Source organism: Klebsiella sp. GL120222-02, from assembly GCF_003097195.1.
GTDB classification, from domain to species: domain Bacteria; phylum Pseudomonadota; class Gammaproteobacteria; order Enterobacterales; family Enterobacteriaceae; genus Klebsiella; species Klebsiella variicola.
The window spans coordinates 618,122-637,680 of record NZ_QEQO01000003.1 but is presented as its reverse complement, the minus strand read 5'-3'; the positions used below and the strand labels follow the sequence as shown (position 1 = coordinate 637,680).

General features: G+C 55.4%; 18 protein-coding genes and 1 other RNA gene. 8 read left to right on the top strand and 11 right to left on the bottom strand.

The window, feature by feature from the left end:
* Nucleotides 1-78 precede the first annotated feature (78 nt).
* Nucleotides 79-969, top strand: a complete 891-nt coding sequence (locus tag N438_RS13145) for a Fic family protein (RefSeq protein ID WP_165453583.1) — start codon at nt 79-81, stop codon at nt 967-969.
* Between the two features lie 34 nt (nt 970-1,003).
* Here N438_RS13145 and N438_RS13140 read toward each other — a convergent pair whose 3' ends face one another.
* The 10 genes from N438_RS13140 to N438_RS13095 form a co-directional block, all read right to left on the bottom strand.
* The gene (locus N438_RS13140) at nt 1,004-1,777 is read right to left on the bottom strand and encodes a DeoR/GlpR family DNA-binding transcription regulator (RefSeq protein ID WP_008806611.1); all 774 of its coding nucleotides are present in this window, start codon (nt 1,775-1,777) and stop codon (nt 1,004-1,006) included.
* Nucleotides 1,778-1,887: 110 nt separating this feature from the next.
* Nucleotides 1,888-2,931 carry a galactitol-1-phosphate 5-dehydrogenase gene (gene gatD, locus N438_RS13135; protein ID WP_012967178.1) on the bottom strand — a complete coding sequence of 348 codons (1,044 nt, stop codon included), beginning with the start codon at nt 2,929-2,931 and terminating at the stop codon, nt 1,888-1,890.
* Nucleotides 2,932-2,980: 49 nt separating this feature from the next.
* Nucleotides 2,981-4,363 (bottom strand): PTS galactitol transporter subunit IIC, encoded by a 1,383-nt coding sequence (locus tag N438_RS13130; protein WP_008806609.1) that lies wholly within the window; start codon nt 4,361-4,363, stop codon nt 2,981-2,983.
* Nucleotides 4,364-4,368: 5 nt separating this feature from the next.
* Nucleotides 4,369-4,653: a PTS galactitol transporter subunit IIB gene (gatB, locus tag N438_RS13125; RefSeq protein ID WP_002918119.1), complete on the bottom strand. Its 285-nt coding sequence runs from the start codon at nt 4,651-4,653 to the stop codon at nt 4,369-4,371.
* 26 nt (nt 4,654-4,679) lie between these two features.
* Nucleotides 4,680-5,147: a PTS galactitol transporter subunit IIA gene (gene gatA / locus N438_RS13120; RefSeq protein ID WP_008806608.1), complete on the bottom strand. Its 468-nt coding sequence runs from the start codon at nt 5,145-5,147 to the stop codon at nt 4,680-4,682.
* 14 nt (nt 5,148-5,161) lie between these two features.
* On the bottom strand, nt 5,162-6,433 hold the full coding sequence (gene gatZ, locus N438_RS13115; RefSeq protein ID WP_110233535.1) for a tagatose-bisphosphate aldolase subunit GatZ: 1,272 nt from the start codon (nt 6,431-6,433) through the stop codon (nt 5,162-5,164).
* A gap of 176 nt (nt 6,434-6,609) precedes the next feature.
* The gene (locus tag N438_RS13110; RefSeq protein ID WP_008806606.1) at nt 6,610-7,425 is read right to left on the bottom strand and encodes an HPr family phosphocarrier protein; all 816 of its coding nucleotides are present in this window, start codon (nt 7,423-7,425) and stop codon (nt 6,610-6,612) included.
* 10 nt (nt 7,426-7,435) lie between these two features.
* Complete coding sequence (locus N438_RS13105; protein WP_008806605.1) at nt 7,436-8,848, bottom strand: PTS fructose transporter subunit IIBC; 1,413 nt, start codon at nt 8,846-8,848, stop codon at nt 7,436-7,438.
* Nucleotides 8,849-8,858: 10 nt separating this feature from the next.
* Complete coding sequence (gene pfkB, locus N438_RS13100; RefSeq protein ID WP_008806604.1) at nt 8,859-9,773, bottom strand: 1-phosphofructokinase; 915 nt, start codon at nt 9,771-9,773, stop codon at nt 8,859-8,861.
* A 24-nt stretch (nt 9,774-9,797) separates the two neighbouring features.
* Nucleotides 9,798-10,652, bottom strand: a complete 855-nt coding sequence (locus tag N438_RS13095) for a tagatose bisphosphate family class II aldolase (protein WP_022066326.1) — start codon at nt 10,650-10,652, stop codon at nt 9,798-9,800.
* A 348-nt stretch (nt 10,653-11,000) separates the two neighbouring features.
* On the opposite strand from N438_RS13095, the gene N438_RS13085 reads away from it, so the two are divergent.
* Both N438_RS13085 and N438_RS13080 read left to right on the top strand, forming a co-directional pair.
* Nucleotides 11,001-11,804: a DeoR/GlpR family DNA-binding transcription regulator gene (locus N438_RS13085; protein WP_008806602.1), complete on the top strand. Its 804-nt coding sequence runs from the start codon at nt 11,001-11,003 to the stop codon at nt 11,802-11,804.
* Entirely contained in the window at nt 11,804-12,754 is a 951-nt protein-coding gene (locus N438_RS13080; RefSeq protein ID WP_012967182.1) for a sugar kinase, read from the top strand. Before N438_RS13085 ends, N438_RS13080 begins: the two co-directional genes overlap by 1 nt.
* 54 nt (nt 12,755-12,808) lie before the next feature.
* Here the strand turns inward: N438_RS13080 and garD are convergent, their stop codons facing one another.
* Nucleotides 12,809-14,380 (bottom strand): galactarate dehydratase, encoded by a 1,572-nt coding sequence (garD, locus tag N438_RS13075; RefSeq protein WP_023323314.1) that lies wholly within the window; start codon nt 14,378-14,380, stop codon nt 12,809-12,811.
* Between the two features lie 392 nt (nt 14,381-14,772).
* Here garD and N438_RS13070 point away from each other — a divergent pair, with 392 nt between their 5' ends.
* From N438_RS13070 to rnpB, 5 genes are all read left to right on the top strand, one after another.
* Nucleotides 14,773-16,104: an MFS transporter gene (locus tag N438_RS13070; protein WP_008806599.1), complete on the top strand. Its 1,332-nt coding sequence runs from the start codon at nt 14,773-14,775 to the stop codon at nt 16,102-16,104.
* Nucleotides 16,105-16,130: 26 nt separating this feature from the next.
* Nucleotides 16,131-16,901 (top strand): 2-dehydro-3-deoxyglucarate aldolase, encoded by a 771-nt coding sequence (garL, locus tag N438_RS13065; protein WP_008806598.1) that lies wholly within the window; start codon nt 16,131-16,133, stop codon nt 16,899-16,901.
* Nucleotides 16,902-16,927: 26 nt separating this feature from the next.
* The gene (gene garR, locus N438_RS13060) at nt 16,928-17,818 is read left to right on the top strand and encodes a 2-hydroxy-3-oxopropionate reductase (RefSeq protein ID WP_012967184.1); all 891 of its coding nucleotides are present in this window, start codon (nt 16,928-16,930) and stop codon (nt 17,816-17,818) included.
* A gap of 64 nt (nt 17,819-17,882) precedes the next feature.
* Nucleotides 17,883-19,028 (top strand): glycerate 2-kinase, encoded by a 1,146-nt coding sequence (garK, locus tag N438_RS13055; RefSeq protein WP_012967185.1) that lies wholly within the window; start codon nt 17,883-17,885, stop codon nt 19,026-19,028.
* Nucleotides 19,029-19,060: 32 nt separating this feature from the next.
* Nucleotides 19,061-19,443: RNase P RNA component class A (rnpB, locus tag N438_RS13050), an RNA gene on the top strand.
* Nucleotides 19,444-19,559: the final 116 nt, after the last annotated feature.

The window sequence follows — 19,559 nt, the reverse complement described above, 5'->3', positions numbered from 1 at the left end:
CCCACGGTCCTAAACCTTGTCGTTGAGATTGGGGAATTGCTTGGGCATTGGTCGGCGAAACGTGGACAAACATCGCCGTTGCTGCGTAAAGAAAACCGCATTCGTACTATTCAGGCGTCACTCGCGATTGAACATAATAGCCTGAGCATGGAACAGGTAACGGCGCTGCTGGAAGGCAAACGGGTTCTCGCGCCGGCTAAGGATATTCAGGAAGTGAGAAATGCCATTCGTGCTTATGAATTAATGCCCGGATGGCATGCGGCAAATATTAGGGATCTTCTGACGGCGCATAAAACGCTGATGACAGGGCTGGTTGATCGTCCTGGCGCTTTACGTGGCGGAAACGTCGGCATTTATCGCGGTACGCAGGTGGTACATATGGCTCCACCTGCTGCTCAAGTCCCAAGATTGATCGCTGATTTACTCAGCTGGCTGGAACACACCGAGCTTCATCCTTTGATTGCCAGTTCAGTTTTCCACTATGAGTTTGAGTTCATTCACCCTTTCGCTGATGGCAATGGTCGGATGGGGCGTTTATGGCAGACGTTGATTCTAAGCCAGTGGCGTCAGGAATTGGCCTGGCTGCCCGTTGAAACGCTGATCCACCATCAGCAAGAACGTTATTACGACATTTTAGGTGTTTGTGACAAAACCAGTGATTGCACGCTATTCGTGACCTGGATGTTGCAAAATATCCTGGCGGCGCTGAAAGAAGGTCTGGAGACTTCATTCGTCGTGTCGGAAGAAATGTCGGAAGAAATGTCGGAAGAAATCGACGTTAAAGTAGTTCTACCGGAAAACGCAATTTTGCGTTTGCTAACCGGAAACCCGGAATTGACGGCGAGAGCGCTGGCGGAGATCTTGGGGATATCAGCACGTACGGTTGAGCGCCATCTGCAAGGGCTACAGGCGAAAGGGAGATTGATTCGCATAGGCGCTAAAAAAGGTGGAAGCTGGCTGGTTAAGTAGAACCAGCCGCCATGGTGTTCCACTCAGCGTGCAATCACACTATCTTCAGTTCCACCTTCTTGCTGCTTAACGCTGCGCGGTCATTTTCACTGATACCGTCATCGGTGATTACGCAGTCTATCTTTTCCATCGGCAGTACCTGGTTAAAGCCCCGGCGATTGAATTTGCTGGCGTCGAGCACGGCGATCACCTGATGCGCGGCGGCGGCCATCACGCTGCTGATGGAGTAACCTTCGTTAAAGGTGGTGATACCGTTGGTGGCGTCGATACCGTCGGCGCCGACAAACATCAAATCGGCGCAGATTCCCTGCAGAGAACGTTCGGCAATCGTCCCGTGCATGGAGTGCGTTTTATGCCGCACGGTGCCGCCGCAAACCACCAGGGTGATATCTTTATTTTCCGCCAGGGTAAACGCGGCGGGCAGGCTGTTGGTGATGACGGTGATATTGGTCATCCGCACCAGTGCCTCGGCAATCAGCAGGGTGGTGCTGCCGCTATCGAGGATCACCGTCATACCTTCACGGATCATGGCTACCGCGGCCTGGGCGATGCGCTTTTTGGGATCGCTGGCAAGCTGATAGCGGTCTTCCAGCACCACTTCCTGATTCTCTGCGTCGGTCAGGTCGCTGCCCGCGCGGGCGGCGCCGCCGTGAAAGCGGGTTAACAGCCCTTTTTCTTCCAGTAAGCGAAGATCGGCACGGATCGTTACCTCAGAGATGCCAAAGAGATTCGAAAGGTCTAGAACCAATACGCTGCCCTGCGTATTCACCATATCGACAATTTTGTTCCTTCGTTCAAATGAGTTCATCTTGATTTGCCTGATAATTAACTCATCTCAGTGTAATCGAAGGATAACGAAAGTTGAACGATAATTTTCGAAAGGTTACATGAGCCAGCCCTCAGGGCTGGCTCATGCAGTCAGGAGAGTTTGAGCAGGATTTTACCCTGCATCGGTGCGCCGTTTAGCGCCTGAACTTCACGCGCAAAGCTCTCCGCGTCACCGCGGTGGGCTATTAGCGGTGCCAGCTGCAGGCGTTTTTCTGTCAGCAGGCGGGTGGCCGTTTGCCACTCTTCTCCTGGCCACGGACCAGAGTAATTCATCCAGCTACCGACAATATTCAACTCTTTACGCAGGATCTGCCCGAAGGTGGCGGCCGGGAGGGTTAAATCGTGATGAAGCGTGCCGACCAGCGCCAACTGCGCCCGCGGACCGGCGGCCTCAATCGCCAGCGTGACGGTCTGCGGCGTGCCGGCGGTCTCAAGGACTAACTGGTCGAACTGAATGGCTTCCAGCGCCTGCTGAATCGCCTGGCCGCTCATTTCGCGGCTGTTGAACACTCGGGTTGCGCCAAGGGCTTTGGCCAGCTCCAGTTTCTGAGGATTGATATCGATCGCCGTGACGCTGTTGGCGCCCAGTTCGCGGGCGCACTGTAATGCCAGCAGGCCAATGGTGCCCGCACCGATAATAATCACGTTTTTACCTTCGCAACCCTGCGCCAGGTGGAAGGCGTGGAGGCCAACGGTTATCGGCTCGATAAACGCGCCGTCATCAATCGGCATCTGATCCGGCAGGCGGAACAGGTTGGCGCGCTTCACCACCACATATTCGGCGTTGCCACCTTCGCTGCGTGAGCCGACAAACTGATATTGTTTACATAAAGAGAAATACTCGCGCTGGCACTGCGGACACTGAAAGCAGGGCAGCAGTGGCACGCAGGCGACGGCATCGCCGGGCTGCAGATCAGTTACCGCCGCGCCGTAGGATTCCACATAGCCGCTGAATTCGTGCCCCAGCGTAATAGGGTAGTAATGCGCGCCTTTGGCGAAAATGCGCGGGATGTCGGAGCCGCATAATCCGGAACTGACCACTTTGACCAGGACATCGTTTTCCGTTTGCAGCGTAGGGATAGGGCGTTCTTCAACGCAGACGTTCCCCTCAGCATGGATTACCACTGATTTCATAACATTCTCCAGCTATAAGATTCAGGGGAGCGACCGCTCCCCTTTTAGATCAAGACATGCCTGTACTTTGTTGTGGGGCAGCGCTTTTTTCTGCTTTTTCCACCGCGATGAAGCGACGGGCACGACGCCAGGTCAGCAGAACGCCAGTCAGATAGATAATGCCGATGACCGCGAAGCCCACCACGTTCTGCCAGGTAAAGAGCTGGATCAGCAGCCAGGTAATCGGTGAACCGCCCTGGTCCATTGAGGCCACCATACCGCCGGCTTTCAGGGCCCCGGCGTTTGCCGCCAGCTGGGTGTGCAGGCCTATGGTCTGGGTGGCGATCCATAGGGTGATACCCATAATGATGACCCCGGAAATCAATGTGCGGAATAGGTTCCCTTGATGTACCGCGACTGCCATCGCCACGAAGAAGCCGATGGTGGCCAGGTCGCCAAACGGCAGGACCTGGTTGCCAGGAACCACGACGGCGATAAGAATGGTCAGCGGGATGAAGATCAGGCTGGCGGAGACCACCGAGGTATGACCGAGCAGCAGCGCCGGGTCGAGACCAATCAGGAATTCCTGGCCGCCGAATTTGGCCTGCAGACGTTTACGCGCCTGTTTGGCTATCGGCGTGAGGCCATCCATAATCGGTTTGATCACCCGTGGCATCAGCAGCATCACCGCTGCGGTTTTCACCGCAAGCTGGAGAATGCTCTTCAGGTCGTAACCCGCCAGCGCGCCAATCACAAGGCCCATGACGAAGCCAACGGTAACCGGTTCACCGAAGGGACCGAAGCGTTTCTGGATATCATCGGCGCTAAAGTGAATACGGTTAAGACCGGGGATCTTGTCGATGATGGTATCGACAAGCACGGCAACCGGCCCTAAATACGCCGAACTGCCATGCGGGATCGCAATACCCTCGAGGCCAAAGAAATCGCGGGTATCTTTGGCAAACCAGTCGCCCAGCTTATACACAAAGGCGGCATGCACTACCACGCCGAGAATACCTATCCAGTACGATCCGGTAGCGATATGCAGCATCGCGCCGGTAAAGGTCATATGCCAGATGTTCCAGATATCGACATTCACTACGCGGGTCATACGGGTAACCAGCATCACGATATTAACCACGATGGCCACCGGGATCGCCACCAGGGCGATTTGCGACGCCCAGGTCATCGGTGATGAACCCGGCCAACCGATATCGATCACGTGAAGATTAATCTGGAAATGCTCCGCCATCGCCTTTGCCGCCGGGCCGATGGAGTCGAGCATCAGGCCAATGACCAGGCCGATACCGACGAAACCGATCCCGATATGCAGACCAGATTTGAAACAATCCCCGAGCTTCATCCCCAGTAACTTGGAGAAAATAATGATCACGATCGGCAGCATCACCGTCGGACCGAGATCGAGGATATAACGCATGATTTCGCTAAACATGGCGTTTACTCCGCGAGGATGCCGAGGATTTTCTGTTGTAAGGCTTCAATGCCGACGCCCGAAACGAATGGCATGCCGTGTACCACCGGAATGTCGCCAAAGGTCCGCTCCACGCGCGCGGTGGTGCAGATCAGGTCCGCCCCGTCCATGTAGGTCTCGATTTCATTGACCCGGCACTGCACCAAATCCAGTTCAATATTGTGGTCTGCACACAGCTCTTTAATCTCTTCAGCCGCCATCGTGGAGGTGGCGACGGCACCGCCGCAGGCGACGATAACTTTACGTTTCATAGGGTACCCCTTTTATTATCAGTATCTTATGAAGCCACGGCGTTAAGCTCAGGCTCAAGGATAAATTGCTGGAACCGCACCGGCAGCTGATCGTCGGAAGCGGCGAGCAGTGCCTCCAGCGTGTGCGGATTTTGTAGCTCACTAAATAACCGGCGCAGTAGCTTCAGCTGTGCCGCCGGGTTTTCAACAATCAGCGCGATGATGAGCGAAACGTCGATTTCGCCGTCGTCATCAGCGCGCTGAAAAGGAACCGGCGCATCCGGACGAATCAGGTAAATGGCCGGCGATTTGGCGTGGACGGCTTCACAGTGCGGGATAGCGACAGCATGCTGCTCCAGGGCGATGCCGGTGGGAAAAGTCGCTTCGCGTTCGAGCAGGGCGGCGGGATAGCTGTCGTGTACGACGCCTCGCGCCAGCATCTCTGCGCCAATGTGTTCCAGCGCCTGCTGGCTGGAACTGAAATGAATGCCGGTACGAACAAACAGTTGACTCATATATCCTCTTAACTTCAGGCGATTTCAGAAGAACAGCCGTAGCGGTAGGCACGCAGAACATCCTGGATTTTGTCGAGGATCAGCGCGTGCGGCTCGGCGTTCAGTGCATTCAGCGACAGTCGTTCAAACTGCACCGGCATATACTGGCTGATAAGCCCCAGCGGCAGCTTAGCGTCGGTCAGATTAGCGATAAGTTTCTCAACGCTCTGGCGAATACGCGGATGCGGCCAGTAATAACGGATACGGTCGGAAAGGCTGAAGTGGATATCGACCATCGCCTGGCTCCAGGTGGGGCGATAGTATTTTTTCCAGTAGCCGGGTTCGTTAAGCATCACTTCGTCGATCACCTCCATCACGCGACTGCGAGACTCCGGGGCGATCAGCTCATTTTCCATTTGGGCGAGGGCAAAGATGGCTTCACGCAGGGCAAAGGTGAGCGCCGGGCCGACTTTCAGGATGGCGAAGTGGTCGCGAACCAGCGCGCGATAAGCCTGGCGAGTTTGGTAGTCGGTGGAGTGCGCTTCGTAGACCATCGGGGTACTTTCGATCCAGGCGGAAAGCGCTTTCGCTTCCTGCGGCTGGTAATGAATGATTTGCGTATGGTCGAACTCCACCCCAGGCTGCACGACGATAGCGATAACTCGCTCCAGCGCAGCCTCGAGTCCCAGCTTACGGAAAGCAGCCTCATGGGTTTCGAGTGTCGCCGCGGCATCCTGCGCCCGGGTGACATGTACGCTGCCGATGGTGCAGGGCTCGCCGCCGGGCACCGGAACTTCGGTCCCGATGACGTAGGTCAGGTGGCGCTTTTGCTCAGCGCTGGCGGTCTCTTCGGCAGCCTGACACAGGCGAGCGGCGCGCTCAGCAACCACACCAGGATCCAAAGGCACCGGATCGTCAGCACAGGACATTGACGCATCGAGATGGATTTTGCTAAAGCCGGCCGCGACGTAGGCCTTGATGAGGTCGACAGATTTTTCCATCGCCACGGCGGCCGGTTCGTCTTGCCAACAGTTCGGGCCCAGATGATCGCCGCCAAGAATAATACGTTCAGCCGGGAAACCGACGGTACGGGCGATGTTGTAGACGAAGTCACGGAAATCGGCCGGCTGCATGCCGGTGTAGCCGCCAAACTGATTCACCTGGTTGGATGTCGCTTCGATCAGCACCTTGTTGTTAGTCGACAGATCGAAACGTAACGCCGCTTCGATAACCAGCGGATGCGCTGAACAAACTGAACAGATGCCGATGTGTTCGCCGGACTTATGGCGAGAGATAATGTCTTTCATTTACAACCTCCGTTTTCTTTCGAATATATTCGTTATGTTTTGTTTTGGTCGCAAATGGCTTTGTTTTGAATTGTGATCTGCATCGATAAATAGTCGTGTAACGCAGTGAAAGGTATCGTCTTTCAAGACAAAAACGCCCTGGCCAGAAAGACAGGGCGTTTTTAATTTGTTGAAAATTAACTAAATAGTCGGGAAAGCCAGCTACGTTTCGTTTTGACGGCTTCCTGAGTGGCCTGCTGCGGCTGGGCGGCGATTTCGCCGAGACCGGCGTTAAAAGCGTCGCCAATGGCTTTTAACGCCTGCTGCGCATCGTTGCCGCTGGCCATAAAGTGCAGACGATGACCCTGTTTGGCGCCCAGTGATACGACGCGCATCAGATTTTTGGCATCAACAATGGCGGAGCGCGTATCAAGGTTTTCGACCTGGATTTGCGATCGCCACTGCTTGACGGCTTTCACCAGCACCGCACTGGGGCGGGCATGAAGACCGTGCGGATTGCGCAGGGTAAAGGTGGCCTCTTCGTCAAAGTGCGGCGCGGGTTGTGGTTCTTCGCCTGCTGGCAGAGGGATATCACCAGCGAGAATTTCCAGCACCGCCTGGGGGGTATCGGCGCGCGTCAGCGCGTCAGGCACCCGATCATCGCCCAGGGCATGGGTGAGTTGGCGCAAAATATCGAGATGCTCGTTGTCCTGAGCCGCGATACCGACAATCAGATAGGCGGTTTGCTCCTCACCCCAGTCAACCCCCTGCGGACAAGCCAGCACCTTAACACCCGTTTTGAGCACTGCGTCGCGACTGTGCGGCGTGCCGTGGGGAATAGCGATGCCGTTGCCCAGATAGGTGCTGATTTGCCCCTCGCGCTCGCGCATGCCTTGTAGATAGGCTGCTTGCGTATGTCCGGCCTCAGTCAGGGCTGCAACGACACGTTGTAGCGCCTCGTCTTTCGTTTTGACCTGACGATCGAAACCAATATCGGCAGAAGTCAGTTGCATAGCTTGCTCCTTATTTCATGGCGCCAGCAAGGGCTGTCGCTTTGTCAGTGCGTTTCTGCCATAGCCGCCAGCATCCCAGCATAAGTGCCCCGCAGGCGGAACCGGCGAGAATGCACAGCACCCACATCAACGGTTTACTGACCAGCGGCAGGATTAAGAAGCCGCCGTGCGGTGCCGGAACCTGAATATGCAGGCTGTAGCTGAGTACCGCAGAAATTGATGAGGCGATCATCATCATCGGGATCACCCGCAGCGGATCCTTGGCGGCAAAGGGAATCGCACCTTCGGTAATGTGTGTGCAGCCGAGGATATAGTTGACCATCCCGGCGGCGCGTTCCTCCTCGCTAAAGCCTTTCGGAAAGAACGTGGTCGCCAGAGCGATGACCAGCGGCGGCGTGATGCAGGCGGCAGACACACCGGCCATAAAGAAATAGTTACCTTGCCCCAGCAGCAGCGTACCGGTGACATAGGCCGCTTTGTTGACCGGCCCGCCGAAGTCGAAGGAGCACATTGCGCCGACCACGATCCCCAGCAGGATGGGGTTGGCTTCCTGCAGAGAGCTGAGCCAGTTCATCATGCCATTGTTGATCGCTGCCACTGGCTGGCCGAGCAGGACCATCATCACGCCAATCACCAGGACGCCGATCAGCGGCATAATGAAGATCGACTTCAGCCCTTCGTACTGGCGCGGCAGACCGTCGAGCAGATGACGGATCAGCAGCATAAAATACCCGGCGGCAAAACCGGCGATGATCCCACCGAGGAACCCGGCGCCGGTGGCGTTCGCCAGCAGGCCGCCGACAAAACCGGCGACCATGCCCGGGCGGCCAGATATCGACCAGGCAATGTAGGCGGTAAACACCGGCACCATGATCGAGAACGCCTGCTGACCGACTTTCATCAGGGTGGCGGCAACCACGTTATACTGCGGTGAATTCGGATCGGCGGAGTAGATGCCCCACAGGAAAGAAACGGCGATTAAGATCCCGCCGGCGACAACGAACGGCAGCATGTTGGAAACACCGCTCATCAGATGTTTGTAAATCTGTCGGCCGAACGATTCTCGCTCATATTTCTCGGCGAGATCCGTCGTCGCGGAGTGTCCCTGGCGACGCTGCGCCTGACCGTTAACAACTTTATTAATTAATTCCGCCGGATGGTGAATGGCTTCTTTAACCGGCACCTCAATAACCGGTAAGCCATTAAAACGTTCGGCATTAACATCTTTATCGGCAGCGATAATCACACCATAAATATCCGTCAGGTCTTCCGGCGTAATGGCATTTTCTACGCCGGAAGCGCCATTGGTTTCGACTTTTATTTCAACGTTTAATTTTTTCGCTGCGGTTTTTAAGGCCTCTTCAGCCATAAATGTATGAGCAATACCTGTAGGGCAGCCGGTAACGGCAATAATTTTTTTCATAATCGGACCTTTATAATTGGACGATCTGAAGTTGTTGTAATAATTCTTGCGTACGGTTTAATTTGCCAAGCCCGGCGGAGGCGGCAACATCGGCGCCGGTGGCGCTGGCCAGCGCCAGCGCCTGAGGAATATCGCCTGCGTTAAGCCATCGGCTGAGGAACGCGCCCAGCGCGGCATCGCCGGCGCAGGCCGAGCTGACCAGTTCGATTTTCGGTGCCGAGCAGAACCACAGTTGCTCGCCGTTCGAAAAATAGAGCCCTTGTGCGCCAAGGGTCAGCAGAACATTGCGAGCCCCAAGCTGGTGGAGCGTTTGCATTGCTTCGCGTACCCGCTGGGGGCTGCTGACATCCAGACCAAAGATCTCGTTCAGCTCGTCGTCATTGGGTTTAATCAATAGCGGATGCCACTCCAAAAGCTGGCGCAGCACCGGGTGGCTGATATCTAAGATGACTTCACACCCTTTTTGCTGACACAGCACCAGAATCTCGCTATAGAACCGGCTCTCTATTCCCGGTGGCAGACTGCCGCTGATAACTAAATAATCACCAGGCGTGACGCACTGTAAATGATGAAGAATTTGTTCTTTCCCTTCATCGTTAATCCGCGCGCCGGGATTTACCAGTTTATATTCATCTCTGCCGTCGTTAATAAAGATATTAATACGGGTGGGTTCAGCGACCCATGCCGGCGTGACGTTAATATGTTGTTTGCGTAGTTCCTCAACGATATAGCGGCCGGTAAAACCGCCGAATATGCCCATAACATGGGTTGGCTGCTGGTAATGATGTAATACCAGCGAGACGTTAACCCCTTTACCATTCGGGCAATATTCCGTCTGCCGGGTGCGGTTGACTGCCGCCGGCTGGAGCGGATCGCAAAAGATATTCATATCAATCGCGGTGTTCAGTGTCAGGGTGTGGATCACGACAAGGCTCCTTCGATCCGCTGATTACAGTTGTCCTTCGCAGCCACAGACGTGAATGACTTTGCGAACGACCTCTTTCATTGCCGCTTTCGCCGGTTTCATATAGTGACGAGGATCGTTGGCGCCCGGATTTTCCAGGAAGTAGGCTTTCAGTGCATCCGAGAAGGCGATTTTAAGTTCGGTGGCGACGTTGACTTTGCATACGCCCAGAGAAATGGCGTGGCGAATATCACTATCCGGCAGGCCGGAAGCGCCGTGCAGAACCAGTGGAACATCAACGCAGTCGCGAATAGCCGCCAGGCGCTCAAAATCAAGCTTCGGTTCGGCGGTGTAAAGACCGTGAGCGGTACCGATGGCGACGGCCAGCGAATCAATACCGGTACGAGCGACAAATTCACGGGCCTGTTCGGGGTTGGTATAGAGCGCATCTTTAGCATCGACCACCAGATCGTCTTCGACTCCGCCCAGACGGCCCAGCTCGGCTTCTACGCTGGCATCATAGCGGTGGCTCAACTCCACCACGCTTTTTACCAGTGCCACATTTTCCTCGAACGGTGAGTGAGAGCCATCGATCATGACCGAGCGGATCCCTGCCTGGACTTTGCGCGTGATATCAGCCAGATCCTCGTGATGATCGAGGTGCAGGGCGAGCGGGAGATCCCACTTTTTCGCCAGATCGCGGGCGATCGCCACCACGTTGCCGGTGCCGGCATAGCTGTAGGTACCGGGCGTGCCGGCAAGGATCAAGGGAGAGCGTAATTCAGCCGCCGTTTCAACGACGACCTGCATGGTTTCGAGGTTATGGATATTGAAAGCCGGCACGGCATAACCCTGTCGTTGAGCTTTTAACAGCATGTTTTTACTGGAAATGATGTACATTTTAGTCCTCTTTTCAATTTGTAAGTCATTTACATTAAATAACCTTCAATTTGAAAGTAATGTAACGATCGTCTCGACTTTTAGGTGTGATCCACCGCACACAATGATGAATTGATTTTTAAAATGAAAGTTAATAATATTTTTAATGTTTCTTTTTTAAAGTTTTAGCAGGGAAGTGCTTTCTTTGTAACTATATGATTAATATTAATTAATTTATTTATGGCAAGATGGAAGTTCAGCCGCGGTTTGACATTACGATAGGGAAATTTAAAAATGAAAGTTATTCCAGGAGAAAATAATAAGGCATAAACCGTGGCAAAACCGTCAACCAGCCTGCTGAAAAGGCGCTTGGACATCGCAGAGATCGTTCGTAAGAACGGCGAGATCAAAGTCGACGATCTGGCCGAAATGCTGGCTGTTTCCGGAGTGACAATCCGTAACGATCTCAACTACCTCGAGCAGCAGGGCTACTTAAAACGCTCCTTCGGCGGGGCGATTTATACCGCCCAGGCTGGCGCGCCGGTTGCGGTGATGCGGGAAGCACCAGCCGTCAGGGATAAAGCGCTGGAGACGGAAATGGCTCGCCAGGTGGCGGCGCAGATAGAAGATGGCGAAACGCTATTTTTAGGCCAAGGTTCCATTTTGCGTAAAGTGATCCCCTTTCTGGCCAACAGAGAAGAACTTTGCCTGCTGTTAAACGATCTGGGCCATGTCGCGCTGGCGCAGGAGTTTTTAAATGGGGAAACCGTTCTGCTTGGTGGGGTGCTGTCCGGGCAGGGGCGGATTGTGGAGGGCGATCTGGCGCTGAAAGCGTTAGGTCATTACCGGCCATCACATGCGCTGATTGCGGTGGATCATATTGCCGAAGACGGTACGCTGAGCGTGCGTAACGAGGCCACAGCACATCTACTGAATGAGGCTGTGGCGCAGAGCGAAAGAGTTATCGCGATTGTTGCGTCCAGACCGGTCTACGGTGAGAAACGTTATGCTGTCGGTGAATTGCAACAGATCAGCAGCGTGGTGACCCCGCAGGTCGTCGCGGCAGAGTACCATGCCTGCTTCCTCGCTGCGGGTTTGACCAACAGCTATACCAACAATGAATGCCTGACATGGCTCAACACGGCTTTGCATAAGACAAACCAGGAGCGGTGATGAACGTAACCATTTGCACCATCGGCGAACTGCTGGTGGAGTTTCTCGCCAAGGAAGAGAATCAGGGTTTTTCCCGCCCCGGTGAATTTTGGGGGCCCTATCCCAGCGGGGCGCCGGCAATCTTTGCCGATCAGGTGGCAAAGCTGGGTTTTGGCTCTGTGTTGTTTAGCTGCGTGGGCAACGACGCATTTGGCGAGATGAATATTGCGCGTCTGGAGAAAGATGGCGTTAACGTCAACGGTATCGCCATGCTGCAGAAAGCGACCACCGGTAGCGCCTTCGTCAGCTATCGTAGCCAGGCGCAGCGCGATTTTATTTTTAATATGCCTAACAGCGCCTGCGGTTTGCTGACTGCCGACCACATTGATGAGGCGCTGCTAAATCAGTGTCAGCATTTTCATATTATGGGATCGTCGCTGTTCTCGTTCCGTATTATCGATGCGATGCGTAAAGCGATTGAAAACATTAAAGGCCGCAACGGTACGGTGTCGTTCGACCCAAACATTCGCAAAGAGATGCTGAACATTCCCGAGATGTCGCAGGCGTTTGAATACATTCTCGATTACACCGATATTTTCCTGCCGAGCGACGGTGAGCTGGATTATTTTGGCCTCAATCCGGAGCGCAATGAGCAGATCCTGGTTGATAAGCTATTGAAACGCGGCGTGAAGCATGTGGTGATTAAACGTGGGCCGCGTGGCGCCAGCTACTTTAGCGCCAACGAGACACACCATGTCGCCGGCTTCAACGTGCCGGTGGTGGATCCGACTGGTGCCGGGGATTGCTTTGGCGCCACCTTTGTCAGCCTGTTCCTCAATGGCGCCACGCCGCAGGAGGCGCTGAGATGGGCAAACGCCAGCGGCTCGTTGGCGATTAGCCAACGCGGCCCCATGGAAGGCACCTCGACGCAGGCGCAGATCCGCGCTTTCCTTGCCGCACAGCATCCGTAACCAACAAGCCCGGATAAATCCGGGCTAAAAGTAGTTAAATTCTCACGCTCTCGATCAGGTCACCGGCGCCGGGTTAAACACCGCCAGCTGGTTGTGCAGGCCCCATTGATCGGAGAAGGTTTTCTTGCGTCCGCTGGCGACGTCGAGAATAAATTCGAACAGCTTCCGCCCGACATCCTCAATCGTCTCTTCGCCAGTGGCGATGGTCCCGGCGTTAATGTCCATTAAGTCATACCAGCGGTTGGCCAGCTCGGTACGGGTCGCCATTTTTATTACGGGTACCGCCATCAGGCCATACGGCGTGCCGCGACCGGTGGTGAACACCTGCACGGTAATGCCAGAGGCGACCTGCTGGGTGCCGCAGACAAAATCGCTGGCGGGGGTAGCGGCATAAATCAGGCCGCGTTTGGTCGGGCGCTGGCCTGGAGAGAGCACCTCGACGATGGCGCTTTTACCTGATTTAGCAATAGAACCCAGCGCTTTTTCCACCACGTTAGCCAGGCCGCCTTTTTTGTTGCCGGGGGAGGGGTTGGCGCTGCGGTCGGTTTTGCCCATGTCGAGATAGTTATCGTACCAGGCCATCTCTTCCAGCAGGCGTTTGCCGACCTCTTCGTTAATCGCCCGCGGGGTTAACAGATGGATGGCGTCGCGGACTTCGGTCACTTCCGAGAACATCACCGTCGCGCCGCAGCGCACCAGCAGGTCGGATGCATAACCCACCGCCGGGTTGGCGGTCACACCGGAGAAGGCGTCGCTGCCGCCGCACTGCATGCCGACCACCAGCTCTGAAGCCGGACAGGTTTCCCGCTGGCGCTGGTTCAGTTTCACCAGGTGGCGCTCGGCGACCTGCAGAATGTCATCGACCATCGATTTAAAACCAACATGCTTTTCATCCTGCAGGCTGACGATGCTGGCGCTGTCCACCGGGATACTTTTGACGTCTTCCGTGCCCTGCAGCAGGCGTTCCGGCTGCAGCTTTTCACAGCCGAGGCCAATGACCATCACCTCACCGCCGAAATTCGGGTTGAGGGCGATATTGTGGATAGTGCGAATTGGCACTACCGCCGCCGGTGCATTAATCGCCACGCCGCAACCGTAGAGGTGGTTCAGGCCTACCACGCCGTCGACGTTGGGGTATTTCGGCAGCAGGTCGCGTTCAATGATTTTCACCACATAATCAACCACGCCCGCAACACAGTGCACGCTGGTGGTGATGCCCAGCAGGTTCTTGGTGCCCACGCTGCCATCGGCATTGCGGTACCCTTCAAAGGTATAGCCTTCCAGAGGCGGTAGGGGTTCAGGCACTTTGGTCGCCAGCGGCAGGGTGTTCAACGGCGGGGCGGTGGGCAGTTCCACCAGCGATTCGTCAATCCAGCTTCCCTGTGGGATGTCGCGCACGGCGAAGCCAATCACTTCTCCGTAGCGGATGATTTCACCGCGGGCAGGGATATCCACCAGGGCTACTTTATGACCCTGTGGGATGTGTTCGACGAGCGTCAGGCCGTCCGGGAAACGTGTTCCGGCGGTCAATCCCCGATCGTTGACAATAATCGCCACGTTATCTGCCGGGTCAACTTTAATATAAAACGCGGTTGGCGATTGTTGTCGAATTGCAATGTCAGCCATTGTCCAGTCATCTCCAAACAGGTGCTAATAATAAAATAAAACGCTAATTCATTTACTACGTATCAGTATGATGGAATAAAGGATGTCAGCTGTATTGATTTTAAAATGTGATCTACATCACTCCTTGCTGAGGTGGTAACCCCAGCAGGGCAGGCAATCGTAAGAACTGTGGATTAGCGCCCATGGCTTATGGCATAAGCCTAATTTTAGCGTTAAATAATGACTTTATATTGTGGTTATGCATAGTGTCTGGCGGAGGCGTGCTGATTATACTGAGTCATGTTTTTGAGGTATTCGATATGCGAATAGATAGCTTCAATATCGTCTTTTAAATAAATAAGAAACCGCTTAAAGCAATTATAAAAGGTGTTCTGTGCCTGAGGAATGTCTAAATGATTCTGGATTCTACATTAGATGAGAAAAAAGGAATACCGACCCGCTATTTAATTCTATTGATGATATTTGTCGTGACGGCGGTGAACTATGGCGACCGCGCGACGTTGTCTATCGCCGGTACTGAAGTCGCGAAAGAGCTGGGGCTCAGCGCGGTGTCGATGGGATACATTTTTTCCGCCTTCGGCTGGGCTTATCTGCTGATGCAGATCCCTGGTGGTTGGCTGCTGGATAAATTTGGATCGAAGAAGGTTTACTCATACAGCCTGTTTTTCTGGTCGCTGTTTACCTTCCTGCAGGGCTTTATTGATGTGTTCCCGCTCGCCTGGGCTGGGGTCTCCATGTTCTTTATGCGTTTTATGCTGGGCTTTTCCGAAGCGCCCTCGTTTCCCGCCAACGCCCGCATTGTGGCGGCCTGGTTTCCGGCCAAAGAGCGGGGCACCGCTTCGGCTATTTTTAATGCGGCGCAATATTTTTCGCTGGCGTTATTCTCGCCGCTACTCGGCTGGCTGACCTTCGCGCTGGGTTGGGAGCATGTCTTTACCGTGATGGGGATAATAGGGTTTGTGCTCACCGTCATCTGGGTGAAGTTTGTGCATAACCCCACCGATCATCCGCGAATGTCCGCGGCGGAGCTGAAGTATATCTCTGAAGGCGGCGCGGTGGTCGATATGGACCACAAAAAAGAGACGACCCAGGCGGCCGGGCCGAAGATGGATTATATCCGTCAGTTGCTGACCAACCGAATGATGTTAGGCGTATTTTTCGGTCAGTATTTCCTCAACACCATTACCTGGTTCTTCCTGACGTGGTTTCCGATCTACCTCGTGCAGGACAAGGGAATGTCAATTCTGAAAGTCGGCTTCGTGGCTTCAATTCCGGCGCTGTTTGGTTTTGCCGGCGGCGTACTGGGCGGGCTGTTTTCGGATTATCTGATTGGCCGCGGCTGTACGCTGACTTTTGCGCGTAAGTTACCGATAGTACTCGGAATGCTGCTGGCATCGTCCATTATTCTGTGTAACTACACGGCCAGCACGCCGCTGGTTATTACGCTGATGGCGCTGGCGTTCTTTGGTAAAGGCTTTGGCGCGCTGGGCTGGCCGGTTATCTCGGATGTTGCGCCGAAAGAGATTGTTGGCCTGTGCGGCGGGGTATTCAACGTCTTTGGCAATGTGGCCTCGATCGCCACGCCGCTGGTTATTGGCTACATCGTAAGCGAACTGCACTCATTCAATGGCGCACTGATTTTTGTTGGCGGCTCCGCGCTGATGATGATGGTCTGCTACCTGTTTGTGGTTGGCGATATCAAACGTATGGAATTGCAGAAGTAAGCAACGATTAACGCAAGGTAAAAATTATGGATAACGCAATTTTCCCGAACAAATTTAAGGCCGCGCTGGCGGCTCATCAGGTGCAGATTGGCTGCTGGTGCGCGCTGGCTAACCCGATCAGTACTGAGGTGCTGGGTCTGGCCGGTTTCGACTGGCTGGTGCTGGATGCGGAACACGCGCCGAACGACGTGACCACGCTTATCCCACAGCTGATGGCGCTGAAGGGCAGCTCCAGCGCGCAGGTAGTCCGTGTGCCGACCAATGAGCCGATCATCATCAAGCGCATGCTGGACATCGGCTTCTATAACTTCCTGGTGCCGTTCGTCGAGACGGCTGAGCAGGCGGCGCAGGCGGTGGCGTCGACCCGCTATCCGCCGGAAGGGATCCGCGGGGTCTCCGTTTCCCACCGCGGCAATATGTTTGGCACCGTGCCGGACTACTTCGCCCAGTCCAACAAGAACATTTCCATTCTGGTGCAGATTGAGAGCCAGACCGGGGTAGATAACGTCGAGGCGATTGCCGCGACCGAGGGTGTGGACGGGGTGTTCGTTGGCCCGAGTGACCTGGCTGCCGCTTTAGGCCATCTCGGCAATGCCGCCCATCCTGAGGTACAGCACGCTATCCAACATATCTTTGCCAGCGCGAAGAAGCACGGTAAGCCAAGCGGCATTCTGGCGCCAGTGGAAGCTGATGCGCGCCGCTATCTGGAATGGGGGGCGACTTTCGTCGCCGTCGGCAGCGATCTGGGCGTCTTCCGCTCAGCAACGCAGAAACTTGCTGATGCGTTTAAAAAATAATCACCAGGATGAAAAGAGAGAACATTATGACAATCAAAGTGGGTTTTATCGGTCTTGGCATTATGGGCAAACCGATGAGCAAAAATTTGCTGAAAGCCGGTTATTCGCTGGTGGTGTCCGACCGTAACCCGGAAGCGATTGCCGACGTGATCGCCGCGGGTGCAGAGACCGCCACGACGCCGAAGGCGATTGCCGAACAATGCGACGTCATTATCACCATGCTGCCGAACTCTCCGCATGTGAAAGAGGTGGCGCTGGGAGAAAACGGCATTATCGAAGGGGCAAAGCCGGGCACCGTGGTGATTGATATGAGCTCTATCGCGCCGCTGGCGAGCCGGGAAATCAGCGAAGCGCTGAGGGCCAAAGGTGTTGAAATGCTGGACGCGCCGGTGAGCGGCGGCGAACCAAAAGCCATCGACGGCACCCTGTCGGTGATGGTCGGCGGCGATAAGGCGATCTTTGATAAATACTACGATCTGATGAAAGCGATGGCGGGCTCCGTGGTGCATACCGGCGACATCGGCGCGGGCAACGTCACCAAACTGGCTAACCAGGTGATTGTCGCCCTGAACATCGCAGCGATGTCTGAAGCGCTGACTCTGGCGACCAAAGCTGGCGTCAATCCGGATCTGGTCTATCAGGCGATCCGTGGCGGCCTGGCGGGCAGTACCGTGCTGGATGCCAAAGCGCCGATGGTGATGGATCGTAACTTCAAGCCGGGTTTCCGTATCGACCTGCATATTAAAGATCTGGCCAATGCGTTGGATACCTCACACGGCGTGGGCGCTCAGCTGCCGCTGACAGCGGCGGTGATGGAGATGATGCAGGCGCTGCGCGCAGACGGTCTGGGCACCGCGGACCATAGCGCGCTGGCGTGCTACTACGAAAAACTGGCGAAAGTGGAAGTCACTCGCTAACAAGAAGGGCGCCTTGCGCGCCCTGTTATTCTTGCCTTGCGCGGCACTGTCAGGCTACAAAATTATGAAAATCGTCATTGCCCCAGACTCTTACAAAGAAAGCCTTTCTGCCACCGAGGTAGCTCAGGCGATAGAAAAAGGATTTCGGGAAATTTTCCCTGACGCGCAGTATGTTTCCATGCCCGTCGCCGACGGCGGCGAGGGAACGGTGGAGGCGATGATTGCCGCGACGCAGGGAACGGAACATTCCGCATGGGTGACTGGCCCGCTGGGCGAGAAAGTGGAGGCCTGCTGGGGCATGTCCGGCGATGGCGTCACTGCGTTTATTGAGATGGCGGCGGCCAGTGGCCTGGGACTCGTTCCGCCCGAAAAACGCAACCCTCTCATCACCACTTCACGCGGTACCGGCGAGCTGATATTACAGGCGCTGGAACATGGCGCGAAACGGATCATTATCGGTATCGGCGGCAGTGCGACCAACGACGGTGGAGCGGGCATGATGCAGGCGCTAGGCGCCCGCCTTTGTGACGCCGAGGGGCAGGAGATCGGCCATGGCGGCGGTAGCCTGAGCCGTCTGAGCCGGATCGATCTTTCCGCCATCGATCCACGCTTACGTGACAGGATGATCCACGTGGCCTGTGACGTCACTAACCCGCTGGTGGGCGAGCGCGGCGCGTCGCGGATCTTTGGCCCGCAGAAAGGGGCGACCGAGGCGATGATCGTTGAGCTGGATCGTAATCTGGCGCACTTCGCCGACGTCATTAAGGCGTCGCTGCAGGTGGACGTTAAGCCGATCCCCGGGGCGGGGGCGGCCGGCGGCATGGGCGCGGCGCTGATGGCTTTTCTTAATGCGGAACTGCGTAGCGGGATTGAGATCGTTACCGAGGCGCTGAAGCTGGAAGAGCAGATCCATGACTGCTCGCTGGTGGTCACCGGAGAAGGGCGGATCGATAGCCAGTCTATTCACGGTAAGGTGCCGGTGGGGATAGCCCGGGTGGCGAAAAAATACCGTAAGCCGGTGATCGGTATTGCTGGCAGCCTGACCCACGACGTCGGCGTGGTTCACCAGCACGGTATCGATGCGGTTTTCAGCGTGTTAACCACAGTTTCGACGCTGGAAGAGGCATTTCGCGGGGCATTTGATAACATTTACCGCGCGTCGCGCAATATCGCCGCCACCCTGCAGGTTGGGATGACGACAGAAGGATGACAACGGGCGGTAAACCCTCTATACTGCGCGCCGAAGCTGACCAGACAGTCGCCGCTTCGTCGTCGTCCTCCTTCGGGGGGAGACGGGCGGAGGGGAGGAAAGTCCGGGCTCCATAGGGCAAGGTGCCAGGTAACGCCTGGGGGGTGTCACAGCCCACGACCAGTGCAACAGAGAGCAAACCGCCGATGGCCCGCGTAAGCGGGATCAGGTAAGGGTGAAAGGGTGCGGTAAGAGCGCACCGCGCGGCTGGTAACAGTCCGCGGCACGGTAAACTCCACCCGGAGCAAGGCCAAATAGGGGTTCATAAGGTACGGCCCGTACTGAACCCGGGTAGGCTGCTTGAGCCAGTGAGCGATTGCTGGCCTAGATGAATGACTGTCCACGACAGAACCCGGCTTATCGGTCAGTTTCACCTCTTTATGCAAAAACCCCGCTCCGGCGGGGTTTTTGCTATTCGAATACCGGAAGCAGGATGAATGACTGTCCACGACGCTATACCAGAAGAACGCGGCTTATCGGTCAGTTTCACCT

What these genes read in the sequence shown, in the direction of transcription:
- N438_RS13070 (WP_008806599.1), top strand. Translation starts at nt 14,773, where the DNA reads ATGATTCTGGATTCTACATTAGATGAGAAAAAAGGAATACCGACCCGC.
- N438_RS13080 (WP_012967182.1), top strand. Translation starts at nt 11,804, where the DNA reads ATGAACGTAACCATTTGCACCATCGGCGAACTGCTGGTGGAGTTTCTC.
- N438_RS13095 (WP_022066326.1), bottom strand. Translation starts at nt 10,652, where the DNA reads ATGTACATCATTTCCAGTAAAAACATGCTGTTAAAAGCTCAACGACAG.
- garD (WP_023323314.1), bottom strand. Translation starts at nt 14,380, where the DNA reads ATGGCTGACATTGCAATTCGACAACAATCGCCAACCGCGTTTTATATT.
- gatZ (WP_110233535.1), bottom strand. Translation starts at nt 6,433, where the DNA reads ATGAAAGACATTATCTCTCGCCATAAGTCCGGCGAACACATCGGCATC.
- garK (WP_012967185.1), top strand. Translation starts at nt 17,883, where the DNA reads ATGAAAATCGTCATTGCCCCAGACTCTTACAAAGAAAGCCTTTCTGCC.
- N438_RS13110 (WP_008806606.1), bottom strand. Translation starts at nt 7,425, where the DNA reads ATGCAACTGACTTCTGCCGATATTGGTTTCGATCGTCAGGTCAAAACG.
- N438_RS13130 (WP_008806609.1), bottom strand. Translation starts at nt 4,363, where the DNA reads ATGTTTAGCGAAATCATGCGTTATATCCTCGATCTCGGTCCGACGGTG.
- gatA (WP_008806608.1), bottom strand. Translation starts at nt 5,147, where the DNA reads ATGAGTCAACTGTTTGTTCGTACCGGCATTCATTTCAGTTCCAGCCAG.
- gatB (WP_002918119.1), bottom strand. Translation starts at nt 4,653, where the DNA reads ATGAAACGTAAAGTTATCGTCGCCTGCGGCGGTGCCGTCGCCACCTCC.
- gatD (WP_012967178.1), bottom strand. Translation starts at nt 2,931, where the DNA reads ATGAAATCAGTGGTAATCCATGCTGAGGGGAACGTCTGCGTTGAAGAA.
- N438_RS13105 (WP_008806605.1), bottom strand. Translation starts at nt 8,848, where the DNA reads ATGAAAAAAATTATTGCCGTTACCGGCTGCCCTACAGGTATTGCTCAT.
- garL (WP_008806598.1), top strand. Translation starts at nt 16,131, where the DNA reads ATGGATAACGCAATTTTCCCGAACAAATTTAAGGCCGCGCTGGCGGCT.
- garR (WP_012967184.1), top strand. Translation starts at nt 16,928, where the DNA reads ATGACAATCAAAGTGGGTTTTATCGGTCTTGGCATTATGGGCAAACCG.
- N438_RS13140 (WP_008806611.1), bottom strand. Translation starts at nt 1,777, where the DNA reads ATGAACTCATTTGAACGAAGGAACAAAATTGTCGATATGGTGAATACG.